At 67.6% G+C, this 19,479-nt stretch carries 17 protein-coding genes; 8 read left to right on the top strand and 9 right to left on the bottom strand.

The genetic code is table 11. From position 1 onward, the window contains the following. The first annotated feature begins 51 nt into the window (after nucleotides 1-51). The 3 genes from ACFW3F_RS08530 to ACFW3F_RS08540 are packed head-to-tail and all read left to right on the top strand — an operon-like array spanning nucleotide 52 to nucleotide 4,248. A complete protein-coding gene (locus ACFW3F_RS08530; RefSeq protein ID WP_388056216.1) occupies nucleotides 52-1,884 on the top strand; it encodes an FAD-dependent oxidoreductase in 1,833 nt (610 codons plus the stop codon). 25 nt (nucleotides 1,885-1,909) lie between these two features. After that, nucleotides 1,910-2,908 carry an enoyl-CoA hydratase/isomerase family protein gene (locus ACFW3F_RS08535; protein ID WP_388056218.1) on the top strand — a complete coding sequence of 333 codons (999 nt, stop codon included), beginning with the start codon at nucleotides 1,910-1,912 and terminating at the stop codon, nucleotides 2,906-2,908. After that, the gene (locus tag ACFW3F_RS08540) at nucleotides 2,902-4,248 is read left to right on the top strand and encodes an amidohydrolase family protein (protein WP_388056220.1); all 1,347 of its coding nucleotides are present in this window, start codon (nucleotides 2,902-2,904) and stop codon (nucleotides 4,246-4,248) included. The genes ACFW3F_RS08535 and ACFW3F_RS08540 overlap by 7 nt, the downstream gene beginning before the upstream one ends. Before the next feature lie 10 nt (nucleotides 4,249-4,258). On the opposite strand, the gene ACFW3F_RS08545 is transcribed toward ACFW3F_RS08540, so the two are convergent. The 4 genes from ACFW3F_RS08545 to ACFW3F_RS08560 all read right to left on the bottom strand — a co-directional run bounded on the left by ACFW3F_RS08545 (nucleotide 4,259) and on the right by ACFW3F_RS08560 (nucleotide 9,017). After that, nucleotides 4,259-5,212, bottom strand: a complete 954-nt coding sequence (locus tag ACFW3F_RS08545; protein WP_388056222.1) for a CoA transferase — start codon at nucleotides 5,210-5,212, stop codon at nucleotides 4,259-4,261. A gap of 360 nt (nucleotides 5,213-5,572) precedes the next feature. Continuing rightward, nucleotides 5,573-6,943 (bottom strand): hypothetical protein, encoded by a 1,371-nt coding sequence (locus ACFW3F_RS08550; RefSeq protein ID WP_388056334.1) that lies wholly within the window; start codon nucleotides 6,941-6,943, stop codon nucleotides 5,573-5,575. Nucleotides 6,944-7,101: 158 nt separating this feature from the next. Further along, entirely contained in the window at nucleotides 7,102-8,211 is a 1,110-nt protein-coding gene (locus tag ACFW3F_RS08555) for an MFS transporter (protein WP_388056224.1), read from the bottom strand. Further along, a complete protein-coding gene (locus ACFW3F_RS08560) occupies nucleotides 8,208-9,017 on the bottom strand; it encodes an alpha/beta fold hydrolase (RefSeq protein WP_388056226.1) in 810 nt (269 codons plus the stop codon). The genes ACFW3F_RS08555 and ACFW3F_RS08560 overlap by 4 nt, the downstream gene beginning before the upstream one ends. Nucleotides 9,018-9,082: 65 nt before the next feature. Here ACFW3F_RS08560 and ACFW3F_RS08565 point away from each other — a divergent pair, with 65 nt between their 5' ends. Continuing rightward, nucleotides 9,083-9,448 (top strand): MerR family transcriptional regulator, encoded by a 366-nt coding sequence (locus ACFW3F_RS08565; RefSeq protein ID WP_388056228.1) that lies wholly within the window; start codon nucleotides 9,083-9,085, stop codon nucleotides 9,446-9,448. A gap of 22 nt (nucleotides 9,449-9,470) precedes the next feature. On the opposite strand, the gene ACFW3F_RS08570 is transcribed toward ACFW3F_RS08565, so the two are convergent. Both ACFW3F_RS08570 and ACFW3F_RS08575 read right to left on the bottom strand, forming a co-directional pair. Further along, nucleotides 9,471-10,865 (bottom strand): GntP family permease, encoded by a 1,395-nt coding sequence (locus ACFW3F_RS08570; RefSeq protein WP_388056336.1) that lies wholly within the window; start codon nucleotides 10,863-10,865, stop codon nucleotides 9,471-9,473. Continuing rightward, the gene (locus tag ACFW3F_RS08575; protein ID WP_388056230.1) at nucleotides 10,865-11,368 is read right to left on the bottom strand and encodes a gluconokinase; all 504 of its coding nucleotides are present in this window, start codon (nucleotides 11,366-11,368) and stop codon (nucleotides 10,865-10,867) included. The genes ACFW3F_RS08570 and ACFW3F_RS08575 overlap by 1 nt, the downstream gene beginning before the upstream one ends. A 124-nt stretch (nucleotides 11,369-11,492) precedes the next feature. On the opposite strand from ACFW3F_RS08575, the gene ACFW3F_RS08580 reads away from it, so the two are divergent. Next, the gene (locus tag ACFW3F_RS08580; protein ID WP_388056232.1) at nucleotides 11,493-12,215 is read left to right on the top strand and encodes a FadR/GntR family transcriptional regulator; all 723 of its coding nucleotides are present in this window, start codon (nucleotides 11,493-11,495) and stop codon (nucleotides 12,213-12,215) included. A gap of 6 nt (nucleotides 12,216-12,221) precedes the next feature. Here the strand turns inward: ACFW3F_RS08580 and ACFW3F_RS08585 are convergent, their stop codons facing one another. Together ACFW3F_RS08585 and ACFW3F_RS08590 are read right to left on the bottom strand one after the other, a co-directional pair. After that, nucleotides 12,222-13,247, bottom strand: coding sequence for an aspartate-semialdehyde dehydrogenase (locus ACFW3F_RS08585; protein ID WP_388056234.1), 1,026 nt, complete (start codon nucleotides 13,245-13,247; stop codon nucleotides 12,222-12,224). 2 nt (nucleotides 13,248-13,249) lie between these two features. Continuing rightward, nucleotides 13,250-14,515 carry an aspartate kinase gene (locus ACFW3F_RS08590; RefSeq protein WP_388056235.1) on the bottom strand — a complete coding sequence of 422 codons (1,266 nt, stop codon included), beginning with the start codon at nucleotides 14,513-14,515 and terminating at the stop codon, nucleotides 13,250-13,252. Between the two features lie 150 nt (nucleotides 14,516-14,665). Here ACFW3F_RS08590 and ACFW3F_RS08595 point away from each other — a divergent pair, with 150 nt between their 5' ends. After that, the gene (locus ACFW3F_RS08595) at nucleotides 14,666-16,036 is read left to right on the top strand and encodes a mannosyltransferase family protein (protein ID WP_388056237.1); all 1,371 of its coding nucleotides are present in this window, start codon (nucleotides 14,666-14,668) and stop codon (nucleotides 16,034-16,036) included. A 413-nt stretch (nucleotides 16,037-16,449) separates the two neighbouring features. On the opposite strand, the gene ACFW3F_RS08600 is transcribed toward ACFW3F_RS08595, so the two are convergent. Further along, a complete protein-coding gene (locus ACFW3F_RS08600) occupies nucleotides 16,450-17,112 on the bottom strand; it encodes a TetR/AcrR family transcriptional regulator (RefSeq protein WP_388056239.1) in 663 nt (220 codons plus the stop codon). 121 nt (nucleotides 17,113-17,233) lie between these two features. Here ACFW3F_RS08600 and ACFW3F_RS08605 point away from each other — a divergent pair, with 121 nt between their 5' ends. Together ACFW3F_RS08605 and ACFW3F_RS08610 are read left to right on the top strand one after the other, a co-directional pair. Continuing rightward, nucleotides 17,234-18,823 carry an MFS transporter gene (locus tag ACFW3F_RS08605; protein ID WP_388056241.1) on the top strand — a complete coding sequence of 530 codons (1,590 nt, stop codon included), beginning with the start codon at nucleotides 17,234-17,236 and terminating at the stop codon, nucleotides 18,821-18,823. 27 nt (nucleotides 18,824-18,850) lie between these two features. Further along, nucleotides 18,851-19,432, top strand: a complete 582-nt coding sequence (locus ACFW3F_RS08610; RefSeq protein WP_388056243.1) for a nitroreductase family protein — start codon at nucleotides 18,851-18,853, stop codon at nucleotides 19,430-19,432. Nucleotides 19,433-19,479 lie beyond the last annotated feature (47 nt).

Below are 19,479 nucleotides of genomic sequence, written 5' to 3' on the forward strand. Positions count from 1 at the left end.
TAGCGTATGGTGTGAGTCAGCGCATAGAAGAGAGAGCGAGTGAGGGATTTCATGAAGCAGGACAATCGTACCTCCGCACCTCGAGGAACAGTCGGCTCAGCCGCTGATCTCGACGTCCCGACCGAGGTCGATGTCATCGTCGTCGGTTCCGGTGCATCCGGCATGGCCGCTGCGTTGAGTGCAGCCGCGAAGGGAGCCGACGTCTTGGTCCTGGAATCCGAGCGGCTCGTCGGGGGCACATCCGCGATCTCCGGTGGTGCGATCTGGGTCCCGAATCACGGCTACTCGTACAAAGCGCTCGGCACCTCCGACTCCCGAGAACAGGGTCGGATCTACTTGCTGGGCGAAGGCCGCGACGAGACCCTCGACCCGAAGATCGTCGACGCATTCCTCGACACCGCGCCGCAAGTCGCCCACTTCATCGAAGAGCGGACCGGCCTGCGCTGGATTCCGGTCGCCTGGCCGGATTACACATCCGACATCCGCGGCGCATCTAATTTCCGCGCCCTGTTCCCTGCCCCCTTCGCCCCTGACGGCCTGGGTGAGGACGCCGCTCTGGTCCGGCCACCGAAGAAGTCCGGTATGGCACGCAATCCGTTGCCGCTGTGGCTGATGAACGGTATCCAGCGGGTCTGGCTCGGCGGCTATGCCCTCATGGGCGCGTTACTGGAAGGCGCGCTCGACCTGGGTGTCGAGGTCCGCACCGACACCCGTGTCACTCGTCTGATCAACAGCGCCGGCCAGGTCACCGGTGTCGAGATCGACGGTCCGCGCGGAGATGCGACGGTCTCCGCGAGGCAGGGAGTCATCCTCGCTTCGGGTGGCTTCGAGGGCTCGTCGGACCTCACGTCGAAGTACCTCGGCGGGGAGTTCGGTGTCCAGGTCAGCGTGCAGGGACACCTCGGGGATGCGGTCCAGATGGCCACCGACGTGGGCGCCGACCTCGTCGGTATGGACCAGGCATGGTGGATGCCGGGTATCCAGGTGCCCGGGGAAGAACTGGACGGCAGACCCATCAGCCGTCTCGTGCAGGGTGAACGCGCGCTGCCGCACACCATCATGGTCAATCGGCTTGGCGAACGATTCGGCAACGAGGCCGCCTCGTACAACGACCTCGGAGCGTTGATGCGTACTCCCGACCCGGAAACCGGCGAGATGGTCAACGAGACCGCCTGGATGATCTTTGACGAGTACTACCACGACCGGTACGCCTTCCTCGGCGCACAGCCCGGCGGCCAGTACCCGCCCAACGTGGAGAGCGCCCCCACGCTGGAGGCGCTCGCACGAAAGTGCGGTATCGACCCCGCCGGGCTGGCCCGGACGGTTCGAGAGTTCAACCCCGAAGCCGCCAAGGGGCGCGACCCGTGGTTCGGGCGAGGAACGACCATCTTCGAACGCTTCTTCGGTGACCACAATCCGTTCCTCGGGCGGTTGTCGTGGAACTCGTGGTCGCCACGCCTCGCCGGACGCAGCCGTGATCTCCTCGCCAAGGTCATCGGACCGATCGCCGGGTTCGTGATGGCGTACTTTTCGAAGTCGCGCCGGGGCGATCTGATGCGCCGCTTCCTGGTGCGTCCGCTGGCTACGATCATGCGTCCCGCATTGAAGAACCCGGCATCGGGCGCCCTGGGGCCCGTCGACCGCCCGCCCTACTACGCGGTGAAGGTGCAAGCGAGCGCGATCGGCACCCTAGGCGGTCCGCGCACCGATGAGAAGGGACGCGTCCTCGACCTGGCGGGCGACCCGATCGAGGGCCTCTATGCTGCTGGAAACGTCGGTGGCGCCGCCACTCTCGGCTTCTACGGCGGGGCCGGCGGAACCATTGTCCTCGGCGTAGTGTTCGGATTCCTCGCCGGGGAAGACGCTGCCAACCGACCCGTCTGAGAATTTCGACGACAGGAAGACGACTGTGTCTGCCTCCCCTGCGCTGACTATCGTCGACCTCGACGACCCGGTGACGCCGCCGAACGAGCACGACTCGTTCGGCGGCGTCATCGTCGCCATCACCACCAGCGGCTCGATGCACCACGGTTCGGTCGCCGATCGGTGGGCGCAGCGTGCCTCGTTCACGATCACCGATCACGACACGGACGATCGACGCTTGATCCGGGTGGATTCGATCGACGACACCCTCGCCCGAGTTCGCGCAACGGTATCCGCCAATCCTGTTGCAGCGCAGATTTGTGAAGACGTCCTACGCACCACGCTCCCAGGTACCGGAATCCGACCGGGACTCACCACCGAGTCACTCGCCTATTCGACGCTGCAGGCGGGTCCCGAGTTCGCCCGCTGGCTGGCGGGTAAGGGCCGCTGCGCATTTCACGAACAGGATGACGCCGTGCTCCTCGATCGCCTCGGCAATGTCCTGACGATCACGTTCAACAGGCCCGACCGGCACAACGCGTTCAGCAACGCGCTGCGCGCGGGTCTCATCGACGGACTGAACGTCGCCCTCACCGACGAGTCGATCACCTCGATCGTGTTCACCGGAAACGGCCGATCATTCTGCAGTGGTGGCGATCTCGTCGAGTTCGGTTTGCTGAACGACCCCGCCGACGCGCATCTGGCACGTACGCGCCACAGTCCCGCGCTGCTGCTCGACGCGGTTCGCGTACGGCTGGGCGCAGCACTCGAAGCACACGTCCACGGTGCCGTACTCGGCAGTGGGCTCGAGATGGCCGCCTACTGCGGAACCGTCATCGCGCGCTCCGACGCCGTGTTCGGGCTGCCCGAGCTGCGTCTGGGCCTCATTCCCGGCGCGGGCGGCACGGTCAGCATCCCGCGCCGGATCGGAAGATGGCGTACCTCATATCTCGCGATGTCCGGACTACGCGTCGGCGCCGAGACCGCACTCTCCTGGGGGCTGATCGACGACGTCGTCGAGCCCGGCCGGAGTGCTTCGTGCTGATCACCGGTGCCGCGCTACTCTCCGGCGAGTCGGTCGACATCCGGATCGGCGGTGGTCATGTCCTGGCTGTCGAGCCCGGTCTCGACGCCTCCCGGGGAGAGCCCGTGTTCGAACTCGCCGGCGGAACCGTCCTGCCCGGTCTCCACGATCACCACGTGCACCTATGGGCGATGGCAGCCGCCGAGCGTTCGGTGCGTGTCGGTCCGCCGGAAGTGACCGACGCCCAGGGGTTCCGGTCCGCACTGCGCGATGCCAAGGCCGACGCCGACGGCTGGATCCGCGCGATCGGATACCACGAAAGTGTCGCGGGCCCAGTGGACCGCCGTGACCTCGACGAGATCGAACCATCGCGTCCTGTCCGTATTCAGCACCGCAGCGGTGCCATGTGGCTCGTGAACAGTGCCGGTCTCGCGAAACTCGGTATCTCCGATCACCCTGACGGTCGAGTGTTTCGACAGGACCGGTTGTTCGCGGGGCTGACGGGTAAGCCCACCCTCGACCTCTCTCACGTCAGCCGCCGACTCACGTCCTACGGTGTCACCGGTGTCACCGAGGCGACACCCGACCTCGACGCCGCCGACATCGAGATGCTCGCCGCCGAAATCGACTCCGGCCGGTTGGCCCAACATCTGCATGTTCTTGGTGTCGAGCCCCAGAGCGTCTTTCCGCGAATGTCTTTCGGCGCGGTCAAGCGCATCCTCGACGACGCCACCCTCGACGTCTTCGAACTGGAGCAATGGATCGGCATTCAACACGCGGCAAATCGCTTGGTTGCTGTCCACTGCGTCACCGACGTCCAACTGGTCGCGACGATCAGTGCCCTGTCGACGGTCGGCGTGCTGCCCGGAGACCGCATCGAACATGCCGCTGTCGTGCCGGACGACTGCCTTGCGCCCTTGGTCGATCTGGGACTGACGGTCGTGACGCAGCCTAATTTCGTCGCCGAACGCGGAATCGAGTATTTGTCCGACATCCCGACCGCAGAGCTGCCCTCGCTATGGCGGGTCGCAAGCCTAATCGACTCCGGGATCGCCGTAGCGGGGAGCACCGACGCACCTTTCGGAAGTCCTGACCCATGGGCCGCGATGCGCGCCGCTCGTGATCGCCGCGTTTCCGACGGCCGACGCCTCGGTCCCGATGAGTCCATCACCGCGCGTATGGCTCTCGAGCTGTTTCTCGGCATCCCCCACGAGCCGGCGGTGCCACGGCAGGTCGTGCCCGGAATGGCGGCCGACCTCTGTCTGCTGAGCGCTCGTCCCCGCGAGGTCCTGGGCGAACTGACTGCCGAACTCGTTGCGGCGACAGTGATCGCCGGCAGGGTGACGACTTCGGCGAAATGACCCGTCGGGGTCAGCTCCCCGACGCCTCGGCCAGACGGCGAATCGCGAGATCGGGCAAGTTCTCCCTCACCGGCTGCACCTGACGAGCCACCGACTCGGGAGCCCGCGGTCGCGCGACCTCGATCAAATCGGGGGCCGTCACCGTGACGGTGGGCAACGCCGCATAGGTCGCTGCGACCTCCGCCATAGCGATGTCGATGGCTTCGCCTCCCCCTCGTCGCAGGGACTTCACGACGGCATTCGCCGCCTCGAGCCCGGTCAGCGGGTCGGCGATGGCATCCCCACAGAAGACCGGCCCGTACCGCCCGGCGCCGACGAGGCCACCCGCCACCGCGGCATCATCGCCGAACGCGACGAGCCCGCCGTGTTCGGGTCCATAGCCGGTGATGCGCACCCACACTCGACCCGGTCTCGATGAGCTGGATCTCGCGTCGAGCCCAGCCTGCTCGAGCGCTCTAGGCCTCGACGCCTCGATCACCACGTCGGCGACGTCGAGCAATCGGCGCAAGCTCGTTGTGTCGCCACGAAACGCCGCCTGGTGGAAGTGCTTACTCGAGTTCATCCAGGCAAAGAACCGTGGATCCCCGGCGCGGGCGCCGTCGGGCCGGTCTGGACTCTCGACTTTGATCACTGTCGCTCCGCGGTGCGCCAACAGCATCCCGCACAGCGGTCCGGCCCACATGGCCGAGAGGTCGACCACCAGAAGCTCCGAATCCGGCGCCCGCGGCTCACTCCGTGGCCACATGTCGGTCACCCGCGGCACGGAAGGCTCTATCGACCCGAGTACGGCCGCCGGAATCTCAAAGAGCTGGGCACGCTCGACGAACTCCGCTGCGTCCCGGCGCCGGACCGCTGCGGCGATCACCGGCCAGGGATCGTCCATCACATCATCGGTGGACAGTAAAGCATTGACCGAGTCGAGATCGCTCTGGCGAGAGAGGGTCAGCGCCACCCACCCGTCCATTGCCTGGAGCAACCGTGATGCCCCTCCGGGCGAGATCTGTCCGCGACGACGCAGACCACGAAACCCGGCCCGACCGACGAGCAGATCCGCCCCGTCGTGTGCGAACTGGGCTGCCTTCGAGTCTGCGTGCGTGACAACAGCGGCGCGAGAGAAATCCGGTGGACCGTCAGAGTCTCCCGTGAGATAAGCCAATCCACTCGAAGCCCATCGAGCGACTGAGCCATCGGCTGGTTTCATGGTCGGTCACTCCGTTGCGGCGGTGGCGGAGGTGCGGTCACGCGTGACACCGATGCTACCGCCGTCGCGCAACCGTGGACGGGTTCCGACTCTGCGGGGAGTGCGTTCACCGCAATGTCCCGATCAGCGACCCGGCGCGATCCTCAGCATCCGCCCGAGCGTTGCTTGCCACAGTGTTCCGTCCGCCGTGATCGTTCCGGTCAGTTCGAGGGGTTCGTCGAACGGTGCCGTCCCCACCGGCACGGTCGCCACGCGTCGACCAGTCGCGAAATCGGTTGCAAGGTAATCGACTTCACCCAGTTGTTGCGGACGACCCGGCTCGAGGGGACCGTACCCGATTGCGTGGATCAGACCGTCGGCGCGGGACAGCTTGGGTAGCGTCGCGATCCGGTCGCGGTTCTCCCACACGCGTCGGCAACCACTTTCGTCGACGTCGATGCGGGTCGCACCGCCGACGAAGGGGGCGCCGGCCGGGACGGAGCGACCCTGCACCGCCATCGGCGGGTACTGGTAGCCGTAGGTGCTCGGGATGACCAGCGAGTTGCCCCACGCCATCGGCGAGTTCTCGGTGCCGGGCCCCGACGTCGAGAAGGCCCCCAGCCGACAGACTTCGGAACCGTCGTCGCTGCGCAACACCCGAAGAACCGGAGGTTCGGCGTTGTCGACGATGGCGACCCAACCATCGCCGCCCGGGCCGAAGTACGTGGGCGTCGTCCCCGAGCCCCACGTGAGTTGCCCCGGTTTGCGCCCGGGTCCCCGGTCATAGGCGCGGCGCCAGACGATCTGTGGTGCCGCACCCGGATCGGCACGCATCTCGTAGAGCGCGTGCGTGGTCAGGACCGACGCGCCCGACTTCCTGATCGACAAGCCGTTGCCCAGTTCCTCCCCCGCCGGCAACCGGGTGGCCCGCACGGTGTCCTGCCGGTCGACCGTGCCGATCACCCCGCGGGTCGTCGCGAACCACACACGATTGTCGAAGTCGGGCGCCAGGCCGGTGATCGCGTCACCAGCCGGTATCGCGTGCCCCACGTCGACGCGATCGTCGATGTAGACCCGCCAGCCGCGCGTCGTCTTCGCATGCGCGACACGGAGAATCGACCCCGATCCGTCGGCGACGACGACCCGGTCGCGATCGTCGAGGTAGCCGTACACACCGCCCAGCAGACCGCCTTTCGTCAGTTGTGTGGACGCCAGCGGCCGCGCGGTCCGGGGATCGAAGAGGACGACCGTCGGCGCCGCGAACGCCGGCGGCGACGATCCGACGAACTGTGTGCACAGTGCGACCGGCATCCCGTCGCGGCCCACAAAGGTTGCCGCGCAGGCGCCGCCCGGGACCGAGGAGGCCGCCAACCGAGCACCGCGGCCGGGACCGCGATGCGACGTGGAGTCCGTCGAGGCGAGATCGCCGTGCATGAGCGAGGTGTCGGCCGGTCCGAGCCCGGCGCTCGTCGAGTCCGGTTGTGCCGCCGCGGGGTACGACAGGGTCACCGCCATCGCCAGGACCCCGGAGATCACCACCGGCCAGGCCCGCTTCGTCCGTGTCATGGATGGTCAAGCTACCGGACGTCGCTGCTCCCTGAACCGAAGCGAACAGTCTGACGAGGTGACCGCTCGATGGGGAGGCTGAGCCGCGCCGGAGTCTCGACACACACTCAGCCGTTGCGAAGCGGTAGTGCCGCAGAAGCGACGATGAGCATGATCGAGACAATCGGGAGAGCGGCGACGGAGACGAACTCCAGCACCGCAGCACCCGTCGCTGAGCCGACCGCAATTCCCGCCTGGTAGGCCACCACGTACACGGCCGAGGCCACATCCTTGCGGTGCTGACTCGACCGCAGTGCGGCGGTGTTGAGCACCACCGGCATCGCCGCGGCGGCACATCCCCAGACAACCACCCCCACCGGGATCACCGGCGGGATCGCCACCGCGCACAGAGCACAGACCAGGCCGGTGACCACCGCGAACCGGACCCGGCCTGGATGCGCATCGAGCCAGCGGCCCGCCAGACAGACGCCGAGCAGACCTGCGATTCCGAACGCCGCCAGCATCGGTGACACGACTGCGTATCCGTACCCGCCGCGCAGGACCAGGGGTTCGAAGAATGCGTAGCTGACGTAATGCCCGGTCACCATCAGCACCGTGATCGAGCCCACGAGCGCAATCGGCCCGACATCGCCGGCGCCTCCGGTGGCCGCCGGGGAAGCCCGATGCGGCGGAACCGACGGCAAGACCGCACACAGCGCAGCCGCACACACTGCCGCTGCCGCTCCGATCACCATCGAGGTTGCCCGCCAACCCATCACATGCGCGAGTGCCGCGGTGAGCGGGGCGCCTGCGACAAGCGCGAGGGTTGATCCGACGAACACCGCGGCGCTCGCGCGAGCGACGCGGTTCGGGGGACTCAGCCGCGCCGCGACCACCGTGGCCTGCGACCACACGATCCCGTGAACGGCCGCCGCCGGCGCCCGCCAGGCAGCGGCAGAGGCGAAGTCGTCCGAGAACGCGAAACCCACCTGCGACACCGCAAGCACAGATACACACAGCACCAGCACCGTGCGCTGGTCGTACCGCCGGGTGACAGCGAGCAACGGCAACGTCACAGCACCTGCCACCACCGCGTAGACGGACAGCAGGAGGCCGATGCGAGCTGGTGGACAGGCCAAACCGGCGGCGAGCTCGGATTGCGCCCCGATCGGAAACAGCTCGGCGGTCAGATACACGAACAGCGCTGCACCGAGCGAGCCGTAGCGCAGGAGCGTCACCGGACCGATGACGACTCTCGGAGGAAGCGAGCGACCTCGCCCGCCCAGACCGCGGCCTCATCGGGAGTGAAGATATGTCCGGTATCGGGATACTCGACCACTTTCGCGCCCCGAATGCGCGCGAAGGTGCGGGCCGTCGACGGCGCGATGATGCGATCCTGTCCCGAGACGACGACCAGCGACGGCACCTCGATCCGGTCGAGCAGATCGGTCACGTCGGTCCGCCCCGCCAGCTCTGCGTGCGCTGCCCCGCCTGCCGGATATCCATCGACGACGGCCGATACAGCTCGCTCGTACTCCTCGAGCGTCAGTTCGCCTAGGAGATCCGGTGTGAGTGTGGTCGACATGAGGTACCGGCCGAGGGCATCCCACTCCTCGTGCTCCGCGAGTGTCCGCCACACCGCGGTGAACGCGTCGGACTGGGCGTCGGCGTGCGCCAGTCCCACGGTGAGGACAAGAGCACTCACGTTCTCGGGGTGTCGCGCCGCGGCGGTCACCGCGACTGCTGCACCGAGGGACAGGCCCACGATCGGAAACCTCACCCCACCCGCACGGATTCCGGCTGCGACCACCTGATCAGCAAGCACCTCGATGTCCAACGGACCGGCGACGGGCGGCGTATCGCCTGCACCCGGGTAATAGGGTCCGACGAACTTGTGCTCGCGCGGGGACCGGTCGATCAACGCGGCGAAGTTCTCCCGTACCCCGCCGCCCGCGCCGTGGGCGAGCGCGACCACCGGGCCATCACCGGACTCGACAACGTCGACGCCGGTGAGGATGTCTGCGACTTCTGTCTGCGGAATCATGCCGGAAACGTAGGCGTTGACGCCGGGGTGAATGTCAAACCCGCCGCGAAAGCAGGAGGTCAAGGGTGCTGATCGGCGAGCTGGCACAGCGAACCGGGACGACGCGACGAGCGCTGCGCTACTACGAGGAGCATGCGCTGCTCATACCGCACCGGGACCCGAACGGTTACCGCCGATACAGCGGTGACGCGGAGCTGCGAGTACACCAGATCCGCGGGCTCCTCGCCGCCGGCTTCTCGACCGAGGTGATTGCGCGACTCCTCCCCTGCGCGGTCGGGAGATCACCAGAGATCCAGCTGTGTCCGAGTGTCGCCGCCGAGATGACACAGGTACTCGCGAGGGTCGAGGCCCAGCTCGCCGACCTCGATCGGCAACGCGGCTCGATCCGGCGACTGCTGTCCCCGAGGGACGCGAGGATCGCGACCGAGTAGTCGGTTCCTGCGCACTGCTCTGTCAGATGACCAGGCCGAGCGCGAGCACCACGATCAATCCGGTCACCGAGAGCACCGTCTCCATCATCGACCAGGTCTTGAAGGTCTGACCGACGGTCATGCCGAAGTACTCCTTGACCAGCCAGAAGCCTGCGTCGTTGACGTGTGACAGGAACACCGAGCCGGCGCCGATCGCCAGGACGACCAAGGAGAGTTCCCCGGAACCCATCCCGTCGACCAGGCCGAGGATCAAGGACGACGCCGTGATCGTGGCGACCGTGGCCGAACCGGTGGCCAAACGGATCAGGGCCGCGAGCGTCCAGGCGAGCAGGAGCACCGAGACGTTCGCGCCGGTCGCCCAGTCCGCCAGCAACGTACCGATGCCGGTGTCGACGAGAACCTCTTTGAATCCGCCACCCGCGGAGACGATCAGCAGGATTCCCGCGATGGCGGGCAGGGCCGCACCCGTGCATTTCGAGATCGTCTCGCGGTCCATCCCGGAACCGCGACCGAGCGTGAACATCGCGACGATCACCGCGATCAGCAGCGCGATCAGCGGGGTGCCTAGGATGTCGAGAACCCGTCGCACGGGCTGGTCCTCGTCGGCGATGAAGATCTCGGCGATTGCCTTGCCCAGCATCAGGACAACGGGCAGCAGGACGCTGAACATGGTGATCGCGAAGGAGGGCCGCTTCGTCGTCGGGCCGTCGGCCGGATCGACGTCGAAGGTCGTCGGGGCGTCGACCGTCACCCATTTCCCGGCGAGCACACCGAACAGCGGACCGGACACAATGATGGTCGGAATAGCCACCAGCACACCGAGTCCGAGGGTCGTGCCGAGGTCGGCCCCGAGGGCGTCGATTGCCACGAGCGGGCCCGGGTGCGGGGGGACGAAACCGTGCATCGCCGACAGTCCGGCGAGTGCGGGTATGCCGATCGGGATCAGACCGAGGCCGGATCGCCGTGCGACGAGGTAGATCACCGGCATCAACAGCACGAGACCGATCTCGAAGAACATCGGCAGACCGATGATGGCGCCGACGAGTGCCATCGCCCACGGCAGCATCCGCGGCGACGCGTGTCCGACGATCGTGTCGACGATCTCGTCGGCGCCGCCCGAGTCCGCGAGAAGCTTGGCGAACATCGCGCCGAGCGCGATCAGGATGCCGACACCTGCTGCGGTGGTGCCGAATCCGGCGGTGAAGGATTCGAGGACCGTCGGGATCGACTCACCCGCGACGATGCCGACGGTCGCGCCGCCGCCGATCAGCGCGAGAAACGGATGCACCTTCGCCACGGTGATGGCGACGACGATGACGGCGACACCGGCCAGCGCCGCGACGACGAGTTGCCAACCGGGAGCTACGGGTTGGGGCAGATCCGCACCGGCGGCGAGGATCGAGGTGGTCGACGGCATCATCGGATGTCCTCCCCGGCGAGCGCGTCGACCGCTGCATCGACGATCTCGTCGACGCTCTGGTCCACGTCGATCGCGAACCCGCGCTCATCGGCGCCAAGTGGTTCCAACGTCTCGAACTGCGACGTCAGGAGAGCCGGCGGCATGAAATGCCCCGGCCTCGACGCCTGCCTGCGCGCGATCACTTCGACCGAGCCGGCCAGGTGTGCGAAGACCGCGGTGGGAGCCTGGTCGCGCAGCCGGTCGCGATACTCGCGCTTGAGTGCGGAACAACTCATCACCCCGCCATGGTCGTGCTCGGCCAGCCAGGTGCCGATCGACTCGAGCCAGGGTCGGCGATCGTCGTCGTCGAGCGGTTGGCCGGCCGACATCTTGGCGATGTTCGCCGCCGAATGGAAGTCGTCCGCGTCGGCGAAGGGCACGCGTAACCGTTGGGCCAGCGCGGCTCCGACCGTGGATTTCCCGGAACCCGAGACCCCCATGACGACCATCGGTGATCGCATGTCCACTCCTCACTCCTGTGTGCTGCTGATCACGAAGGCTGCCTCAATAGTCATACTTTTGCAAGTGTTCGGCATGAATCAGCACATGTATGTGCTCGCGAGGCGGTAATGAGAAGATGAACCGGTGAGTCAGGGCACACCAGGGATCGGAGAGCGGCACGACGAGATCCTCGCCGCCATAGGTCGGCGCATCGTCTCGGGCGCGCAGCCCGCGGGCAGCGTGCTGACCCTCGACTCGATCTGCGCGGCCCACGGGGTCTCCCGGACGGTGGCGCGGGAGGTGATCCGGGTCCTCGAGTCGATGGGCCTCGTCGCCTCGAGACGACGCGTCGGGATCACCATCCTGCCGCGGACCCGGTGGAGTGTGTTCGACCCCCGACTGATCCGGTGGCGTCTCGACGGTGCCGACCGCGCCGAATTCCTGGCGACCCTCTCGGAGTTGCGGCGCGGCTTCGAGCCGGTGGCGGCCGCACTGGCCGCCGAACGCGCCGACGAACACCAGTGCCGCATCCTGGCGGCCGCGGTGTCGGACATGTCGGTGCACGGGCGCAACGGTGACCTCGAGTTGTACCTGTTGGCCGACAAGGTCTTTCACCGCACACTGCTCGAAGCGAGCGGCAACGAGATGTTCCGGTCACTCACCGGCGTGGTGAACGAGGTCCTGGCCGGACGAACGCATCACGGGATGATGCCGGCTACCCCCAACCCGGCCGCCATCGCGCTACACGATGATGTGGCCAGAGCAATACGCCTCCGCGACCCGGAGGTCGCGGAGGCGTCGATGCGCGCGATCATCGTCGAGGCGGCGGCAGCCGTCTCCCAGGAGAACGGACCGCCGGCGCACTGAGACGTTCTAGACCAGCAGTTCGGCGATCTGAATCGTGTTGAGGGCCGCACCCTTCCGGAGGTTGTCCCCCGAGACGAACAGCGCGAGGCCGCGACCGTCGGGAACTCCCGGGTCCTGCCGGATGCGACCGACCAGCGAGGCATCCCCGCCGGCTGCTGCGAGCGGCGTGGGGACGTCGGCGAGCTCCACACCGGCTGCCGTGCCGAGGATCTCCTGTGCGCGGGCCACCGACAGCGGGTTCGCGAACTCGGCGTTGATCGACAGCGAGTGACCGGTGAAGACCGGGACCCGCACGCAGGTGCCGCTCACGAGAAGCTCGGGCAGGCCGAGGATCTTGCGTGACTCGTTGCGCAGCTTCTGGTCCTCGTCGGTCTCGCCCGAACCGTCGTCCACGAGCGAACCGGCGAGGGGCAGCACGTTGAAGGCGATCGGTGCGACGTACTTGTTCGGCGCGGGGAAGTCCACGGCCGAGCCGTCGTGTACGAGCTTCTCCGCATCGCCGGCCACCGCGCGCACCTGGCCGGCGAGCTCCTCGACACCGGCCAGTCCGCTGCCCGACACCGCCTGGTAGCTGGAGATGATCAGTCGCTGCAGGCCGGCCTCGTCGTGCAGCGGCTTCAGCACCGGCATGGCGGCCATGGTCGTGCAGTTCGGGTTGGCGATGATGCCCTTCGGCGGGTTCTTCGCCAGTTCGCCGTTGACCTCCGAGACCACCAGCGGCACATCGGAATCCTTGCGCCACGCCGACGAGTTGTCGATGACGGTGACGCCGGCTGCGGCGAAACGAGGTGCCTGCTCGCGCGACATCGTGGCGCCCGCGGAGAACAGCGCGATGTCCAGACCCGACGGGTCGGCGGTCGAGGCGTCTTCGACGACGATCTCGCCGTCGCCCCACGGCAGCTTCTTGCCCGCCGAACGCGACGACGCGAAGAACCGCACCTCGTCGGCCGGGAAGTTGCGCTCGGCCAACAGGGTTCGCATGACGGCGCCGACCTGACCGGTCGCGCCGACGACTCCGATACGTACGCCCACTGCTATCGCCCCGTTCCGGCGTAGACGACGGCTTCTTCTTCGCCGCCGAGATCGAACGCGGCATGCAGAGCGCGCACCGCGTCGTCGAGTTCGGTGTCGCGGCACAGCACCGAGATACGGATCTCCGAGGTGGAGATCAGCTCGATGTTGACGCCGGCCTCGCTGAGGGCCTCACAGAACGTGGCGGTCACGCCTGGGTGCGACTTCATACCCGCACCCACCAGCGACACCTTGCCGATGTGATCGTCGTAGAGCAGATCGGTGAACCCGATCTCCTCCTGCAGCTTGGTCAGTTTCTCCACACCGAGCGGCCCGAGCTCGCGGGGCAGGGTGAAGGTGATGTCGGTCTTGCCGGTGTCGATCTTGGAGACGTTCTGCAGCACCATGTCGATGTTGATCTCGGCATCGGCGACGGCACGGAACACCCGCGCCGCATAACCGGGCTTGTCGTCGAGTCCGACGACGGTGATCTTGGCCTCGCTGCGATCATGTGCGACGCCGGTGAGAATGGCTTCTTCCACGGGAATGTCCTCCATCGATCCGGTCACCACGGTGCCGGGTTTGGTCGAGTACGACGAGCGCACGTGAACGGGAACGTTGTACCGGCGGGCGTACTCGACGCAACGCAGCATCAGCACCTTGGCGCCGCACGCTGCCAGCTCGAGCATCTCCTCGAAGCTGACCTTGTCCAGGCGACGGGCGTCGGGCACGATGCGCGGATCTGCCGAGTAGACGCCGTCGACGTCGGTGTAGATCTCGCAGACGTCGGCCTCGAGGGCTGCCGCCAGGGCGACAGCAGTGGTGTCCGAACCTCCACGGCCGAGGGTGGTGACGTCCTTGGTGTCCTGCGAGACACCCTGGAAGCCGGCGACCAGCACGATCTTGCCTTCGTCGAGGGCGCTGCGGACGCGTCCGGGCGTGACGTCGATGATCTTGGCCTTGCCGTGGCTGCTCGTCGTGATGACGCCGGCCTGAGAACCGGTGAACGACTGCGCCTGCGCACCCATCGAGCTGATCGCCATGGCCACGAGCGAGTTCGAGATCCGCTCCCCGGAGGTCAGCAGCATGTCCATCTCGCGAGCCGGCGGCGCCGGGTTGACCTGCTGAGCGAGGTCGAGCAGCTCGTCGGTGGTGTCACCCATCGCCGACACGACCACGACGACGTCGTTGCCCTGCTTCTTGGTCTCGACGATCCGCTCGGCGACGCGACGGATGCGTTCGGCCGTTGCGACCGATGATCCGCCGTACTTCTGCACCACGAGGGCCACGTCGAGTTACCTCCCGCCGGCCGCCTCGGCCGGTCCATAGACGTCAACTTGCCGGGACAACCTTACCGGGACCACGCCCGACGGCCCTGACCTGGCCTCCGCCCCACCCATCGGACCCGAGACGATCCGTTCCGCCCTAGGATCGCTCGGGTGGCCTCCCCTACCGACGTCGGCGATACCAGAGGCAGTGCCGACGGTCGGACCGGACGCCGCACCGACAGCGGGGTCGCACGGCCAGGACGCGGCGCAGACGGCGAACGATCCCGCGCTGCCGAGGCGCGTCGTCGACTGACCTCGATGACCTCCACTCTCGTCGGTCCGCTCAGCTCGTCGCCGGCCGGCCTCCGCAAGCATCGGTGGTGGCTCGACGCACTGCTCGTCTTCCTCGTCATCCGGGCCGTCGGCATCCTCGTCCTGGCCCGGTTCGCAGATCTCCGTGGCACGACGCTGGGCGACTCCCTGGCGGTGTGGGACGGGCAGTGGATGATCGCGATCGCGACCCACGGTTACGACGGCGTGCCTTACGCCCTCACCGATGCGCGAGGTCTGCACACCGTCGACACGGCGTACGCCTTCTTCCCCGGTTACCCGTATCTCGTCGGCCTGATCGCGAAATTGCCCGGGCTGAGCCCGTTCGGTGCCGCGATCACGGTGAACCTGGTCCTGGGCTGCGTGGCCGCGGTCGGCGCGGCACGTCTGGGGATGGTGTGTGCGCGACTCATGGCGCGGCGGTCTCCGATCGGCCCGGTTCCCGAGCGCGGCGCCGGGTTGTTCCTGGTCGCGCTCTTCGCGGCGACGCCGATGTCGATCGTGCTGAACATGGCCTACACCGAGGCGCTGTTCTGCGCCCTCGCGGTGTGGGCGCTGGTCGGGGTCCTCGAGAAACGCTGGCTCCTCGCGGGCATGGTGGCCGCGATCTGCGGACTGTGCCGACCGACGGCGGCAGTCCTGATCGGGGTCGTGATGCTCGCGGCCGTCACATTCCTGTGGCAGACGCGCGGGACCGCTGTCCCGCGGGGTGCCCGGGTCCGCGCAATCGTCGCGATCGTCATCAGCCCCCTCGGATACCTCGCCTACCTGTGCGTGGTGTGGGCGCACACCGGGTCACCGACCGGGTGGTTCCAGATCCAGACCGAGGGGTGGGACACCCAATTCGACTGGGGAGTGGCAGCTTTCGAGTTCGTCAACGAGATGCTCGTGCATTCGGCCGAGATCGCACCGGTGGCCACATCCTGGATCGTCCTGAGCACGCTGGTGATGTTGGGCGTCGCGATCTGGTCGCGGGTGCCGTGGCCGGTCCTGCTGTACGGTTCGCTGCTCGTCGCGCAGATCGTACTGTCGAGCGGACTGATGATGAGCCGACCGCGGCTGCTCCTGCCCGCGTTCGTTCTGCTGATCCCGCTGGCGATGGCGCTCGCCCGGATGCGGCCGGTCGTCGCGGGCCTGATCGTCGTGCCGGTCGTCGTGGGCAGCTCGTGGTTCGGTGCGCACATGCTCACCGTGTTCCCGCACGCCATGTGACCGGGCCTGCTCCTCTGATCCGGAAGTCCCGCACAACTCCTCATCCGAACGAGCCGGATATCTGTTGCTCCCTGAAGAGCGAGGAGCGCGAGCGAGAGCCTTCTGCTCCCTGGGGCGCAAGCGACGTGCCCTTCTGCTCCCTGGGGCGCAAGCGACGAGCCCTGCTGCTCCCTAATCCGAAAGAACCGCATAACCCCCTGACCCCTGAGGTGCGAGGAGCGCAAGCGACGAGCCTCGAAGGGCCTGGTGAGACAGGTTGCGAGACCCTTCGTGACGCTCGCAAGCTCGCTCCTCAGGGAGCAGAGAGACGCTCGCAAGCTCGCTCCTCAGGGAGCAGAGAGACGCTCGCAAGCTCGCTCCTCAGGGAGCAGAGAGACGCTCGCAAGCTCGCTCCTCAGGGAGCAGAAGGCCCGTCACACCGCCGAGGCCGCGAATCCCAGGCAGAGGTAGTCGATTCCGGCGTCGAGCCGGGCGCGGGGATCGAGGAGCCGACCGGCATCCCGTCGTCCGGCGAGGCGAGCGAGATGCGACGGGACCTCGACCTCGGACTCCCCCGAGATCACCTCCGCCAACCCGGCGGACGGGAGCAGCGACTCGTCGTGGAGCAGCTGATCGCTCACCGCCACGAGCGCGACGCCGTGGACGAAGCTCCACACCGACAGCGCCATGTCGGTGGCGCGTTCGATGCCGACGCCGAGTTCGAGGAATCCGGCCGCGAGCCAGTCGAGGCACGCCAGGGAGTCCTCGCCGTAGCTGTGCCGCGGCGACGAGTAGGCCAGGACGACCCACGGATGCCTGGTGTAGAGCTCCCAGTCGACGTCGACGGCCACGTCGACCCGGGAACGCCAGCCGGGCTCGGTGTCGACCGGGTACGGGAACCGGCGTCCGACCTCCGTCGACATCGCCTGCAGCAGGGCGTCTTTGTCCGCGACGTGCCGGTAGAGGGACATCGCTCCGACGCCCAGCTTCTCGGCGACGCGTCGCATCGACAGCGAGCTGATGCCGTCGGCATCGGCGACGGTGATCGCCGCTTCCACGATCGCCTCGGGTGACAGCTTCGAGGTGTCGGACGTCACTTTCGGGTTCCTCCTGCTCAGAGCGGGAATAAAGCGATTGCGTACAGCGTACTCATCCCCGTACGCTGACCCGCGTACACCGTACGCGTAGGTAGCTGTCGTCTACCGCGAAGGAGGAATGATGTCCGCCCAGCTCGACCCGTCGAACCGGCTCCACCCGACCACTCCGGGTGCCGCCGACCGACGAACGTGGCTGGGACTGGCCGTGCTCACACTGCCGGTGTTCCTGGTCTCGATGGACGTCTCCGTGCTGTACCTCGCCATCCCGTCGATCACCGATGCGCTCGCACCGTCCGCAGCCGAGCAGCTGTGGATTCTCGACATCTACGGGTTCCTGATCGCCGGTCTGCTCATCACGATGGGCAATGTCGGCGACCGCGTCGGCCGTCGTCGTATCCTTCTCGCCGGCGCCGCCCTGTTCGGCATCGCCTCGGTCATCGCCGCCTTCGCACCCTCGGCCGGCATCCTGATCGCCGCGCGCGCCCTGATGGGCATCGGCGGCGCAACCCTGCTGCCGTCGAGCCTCTCGCTCATCGCCAACATGTTCCCGAACGCCCGTGAGCGCGGTCGTGCGATCGGCGTCTGGACCGCGGCGTTCGCCGGCGGCAGCGCGGTGGGCCCCGTCATCGGAGGCGTTCTGCTCCATCACTTCTGGTGGGGCGTCGTCTTCCTCATCAATGTCCCGGTGCTGGTTCTGCTGTTCGTCTTCGGGCCGCGCCTGATCCCCGAGTACCGCGCCACGACGACCGACCCCTTCGACGTCACCGGCGTCGTGCTCTCGATGGCCGGGATCTTCCCGCTCGTCTACGCCGTCAAGACGGTCGCGAGCGACGGTGCCACGCCCACGGTGATCATCGCCGGAGTCGTCGGCGCGGCGCTGCTCATCGGCTTCCTGCTCCACCAGCGACGCGTCACGGCCCCGCTCCTCGATCTCAAACTGTTCGGCAACGCGCAGTTCAGCGGCGCGGTCGCCGTTGCCCTCATCGGCATGATGGCGCTCGGCGGCATGTCGTATCTGACCGGCGTCTACCTCCAGTCGGTCATGGGACATGACGTCCTCGCCGCGGCGATCGCCGGACTCCCGATGGCCGTCGCGGTGGCGGTGTTCTCCATCGGCGCCACCAAGGTCGCGTCGTTCCTGGGCACGCGCATGGCCTTCGTCGGTTCCGTCGGCCTGGCCGCCGCGGGCAATCTCGGCATGTTGACGCTGGACACCTCGTCCCCGGTCTGGGTGTACGTGCTGTGCACGACGGTCGCCGGCGTCGGCTATGGCATCCAGTTCAGCCTCGTGTCGGTCGTCGTCGTCGGCTCGGTGCCACCGGAACGGTCGGGTGCCGCGTCCGGCATCTCGGAGACGAGCTTCGAGCTCGGAACCGCGATGGGCCTCGCCCTGCTCGGATCGCTGGCCACTCTTGTGTTCCGCGACGGCGACCGGGGTTGGGCGTTCGGCGATACTCTCGGCGAGACGCTGCACCGCTCGACGGACATGGGTCCTGCCGGAGAAGGTCTGGCCGCTGCCGCGAAACAGTCCTTCGTGGACGGCATGCATGCCGCATCGCTCGCGAGCGGTCTCGCACTCCTCGTCCTGGGCGCCATCCTGCTCGTCGTGATGCGCGACGAGCCGACCGATCCGCAGGCCGAGGTGGCCGGGGTCCAGCTGCCCGACTCAGCCGGCCCGGTCGGCGCGGTCAGCGCCCGAACCGAGTCCTGACGGCCTCGCGCCACTACCCTCGGGCGGATGCACGAACTCATCTCGGGCCGAAGGAGTGCGCGCGGCTACGATCCGTCCGCAACCATCTCGGTCGACGACCTCACCGTCATCGTCGACGCGGGCCGCTGGGCTCCCACCTGGGGCCGGATACAGCCGGTGCGTTTCATCGTCGGCCTGCGCGACGATCCGACGTTCGCCACTCTCAGCAGCGTCCTGACCCGGGGAAACTCGGGCTGGGCGCCGCGGTCGGCGGCGCTCGTCATGGTGTGCACCACCGATGACCCCGAGGACGCGAAAGCGCACACCTATGGGGCGGTCGACTGCGGCCTCGCCGTGGCGCAGATGATCCTGCAGGCCGAGGCCCTCGGTTTCAATGCGCACCCGATGGCCGGTTTCGACGCCGAGGCCGCGCGCGCCGCCTTCGGGATTCCCGCCGACAAGCGGCCGCTGGTGCTGCTCGGCGTCGGATCTCTCGCCACCGACGCGGGCTCCCTCCCCGAGGAGATCCGGGCGCGCGACGAGAAGCCCCGGACACGACTTCCCCGCAGCGAGGTCGCCTTCGCCGGCAACTGGGGACGCCCTGCCTTCACGGACCCGACGGACTCCTGACCGGGGGATGTGACGAACGAGGCATATGAGACAGAAGTGACTTGTGG

This window comes from Gordonia sp. NPDC058843 (assembly GCF_042743165.1).
Taxonomy (GTDB): domain Bacteria; phylum Actinomycetota; class Actinomycetes; order Mycobacteriales; family Mycobacteriaceae; genus Gordonia.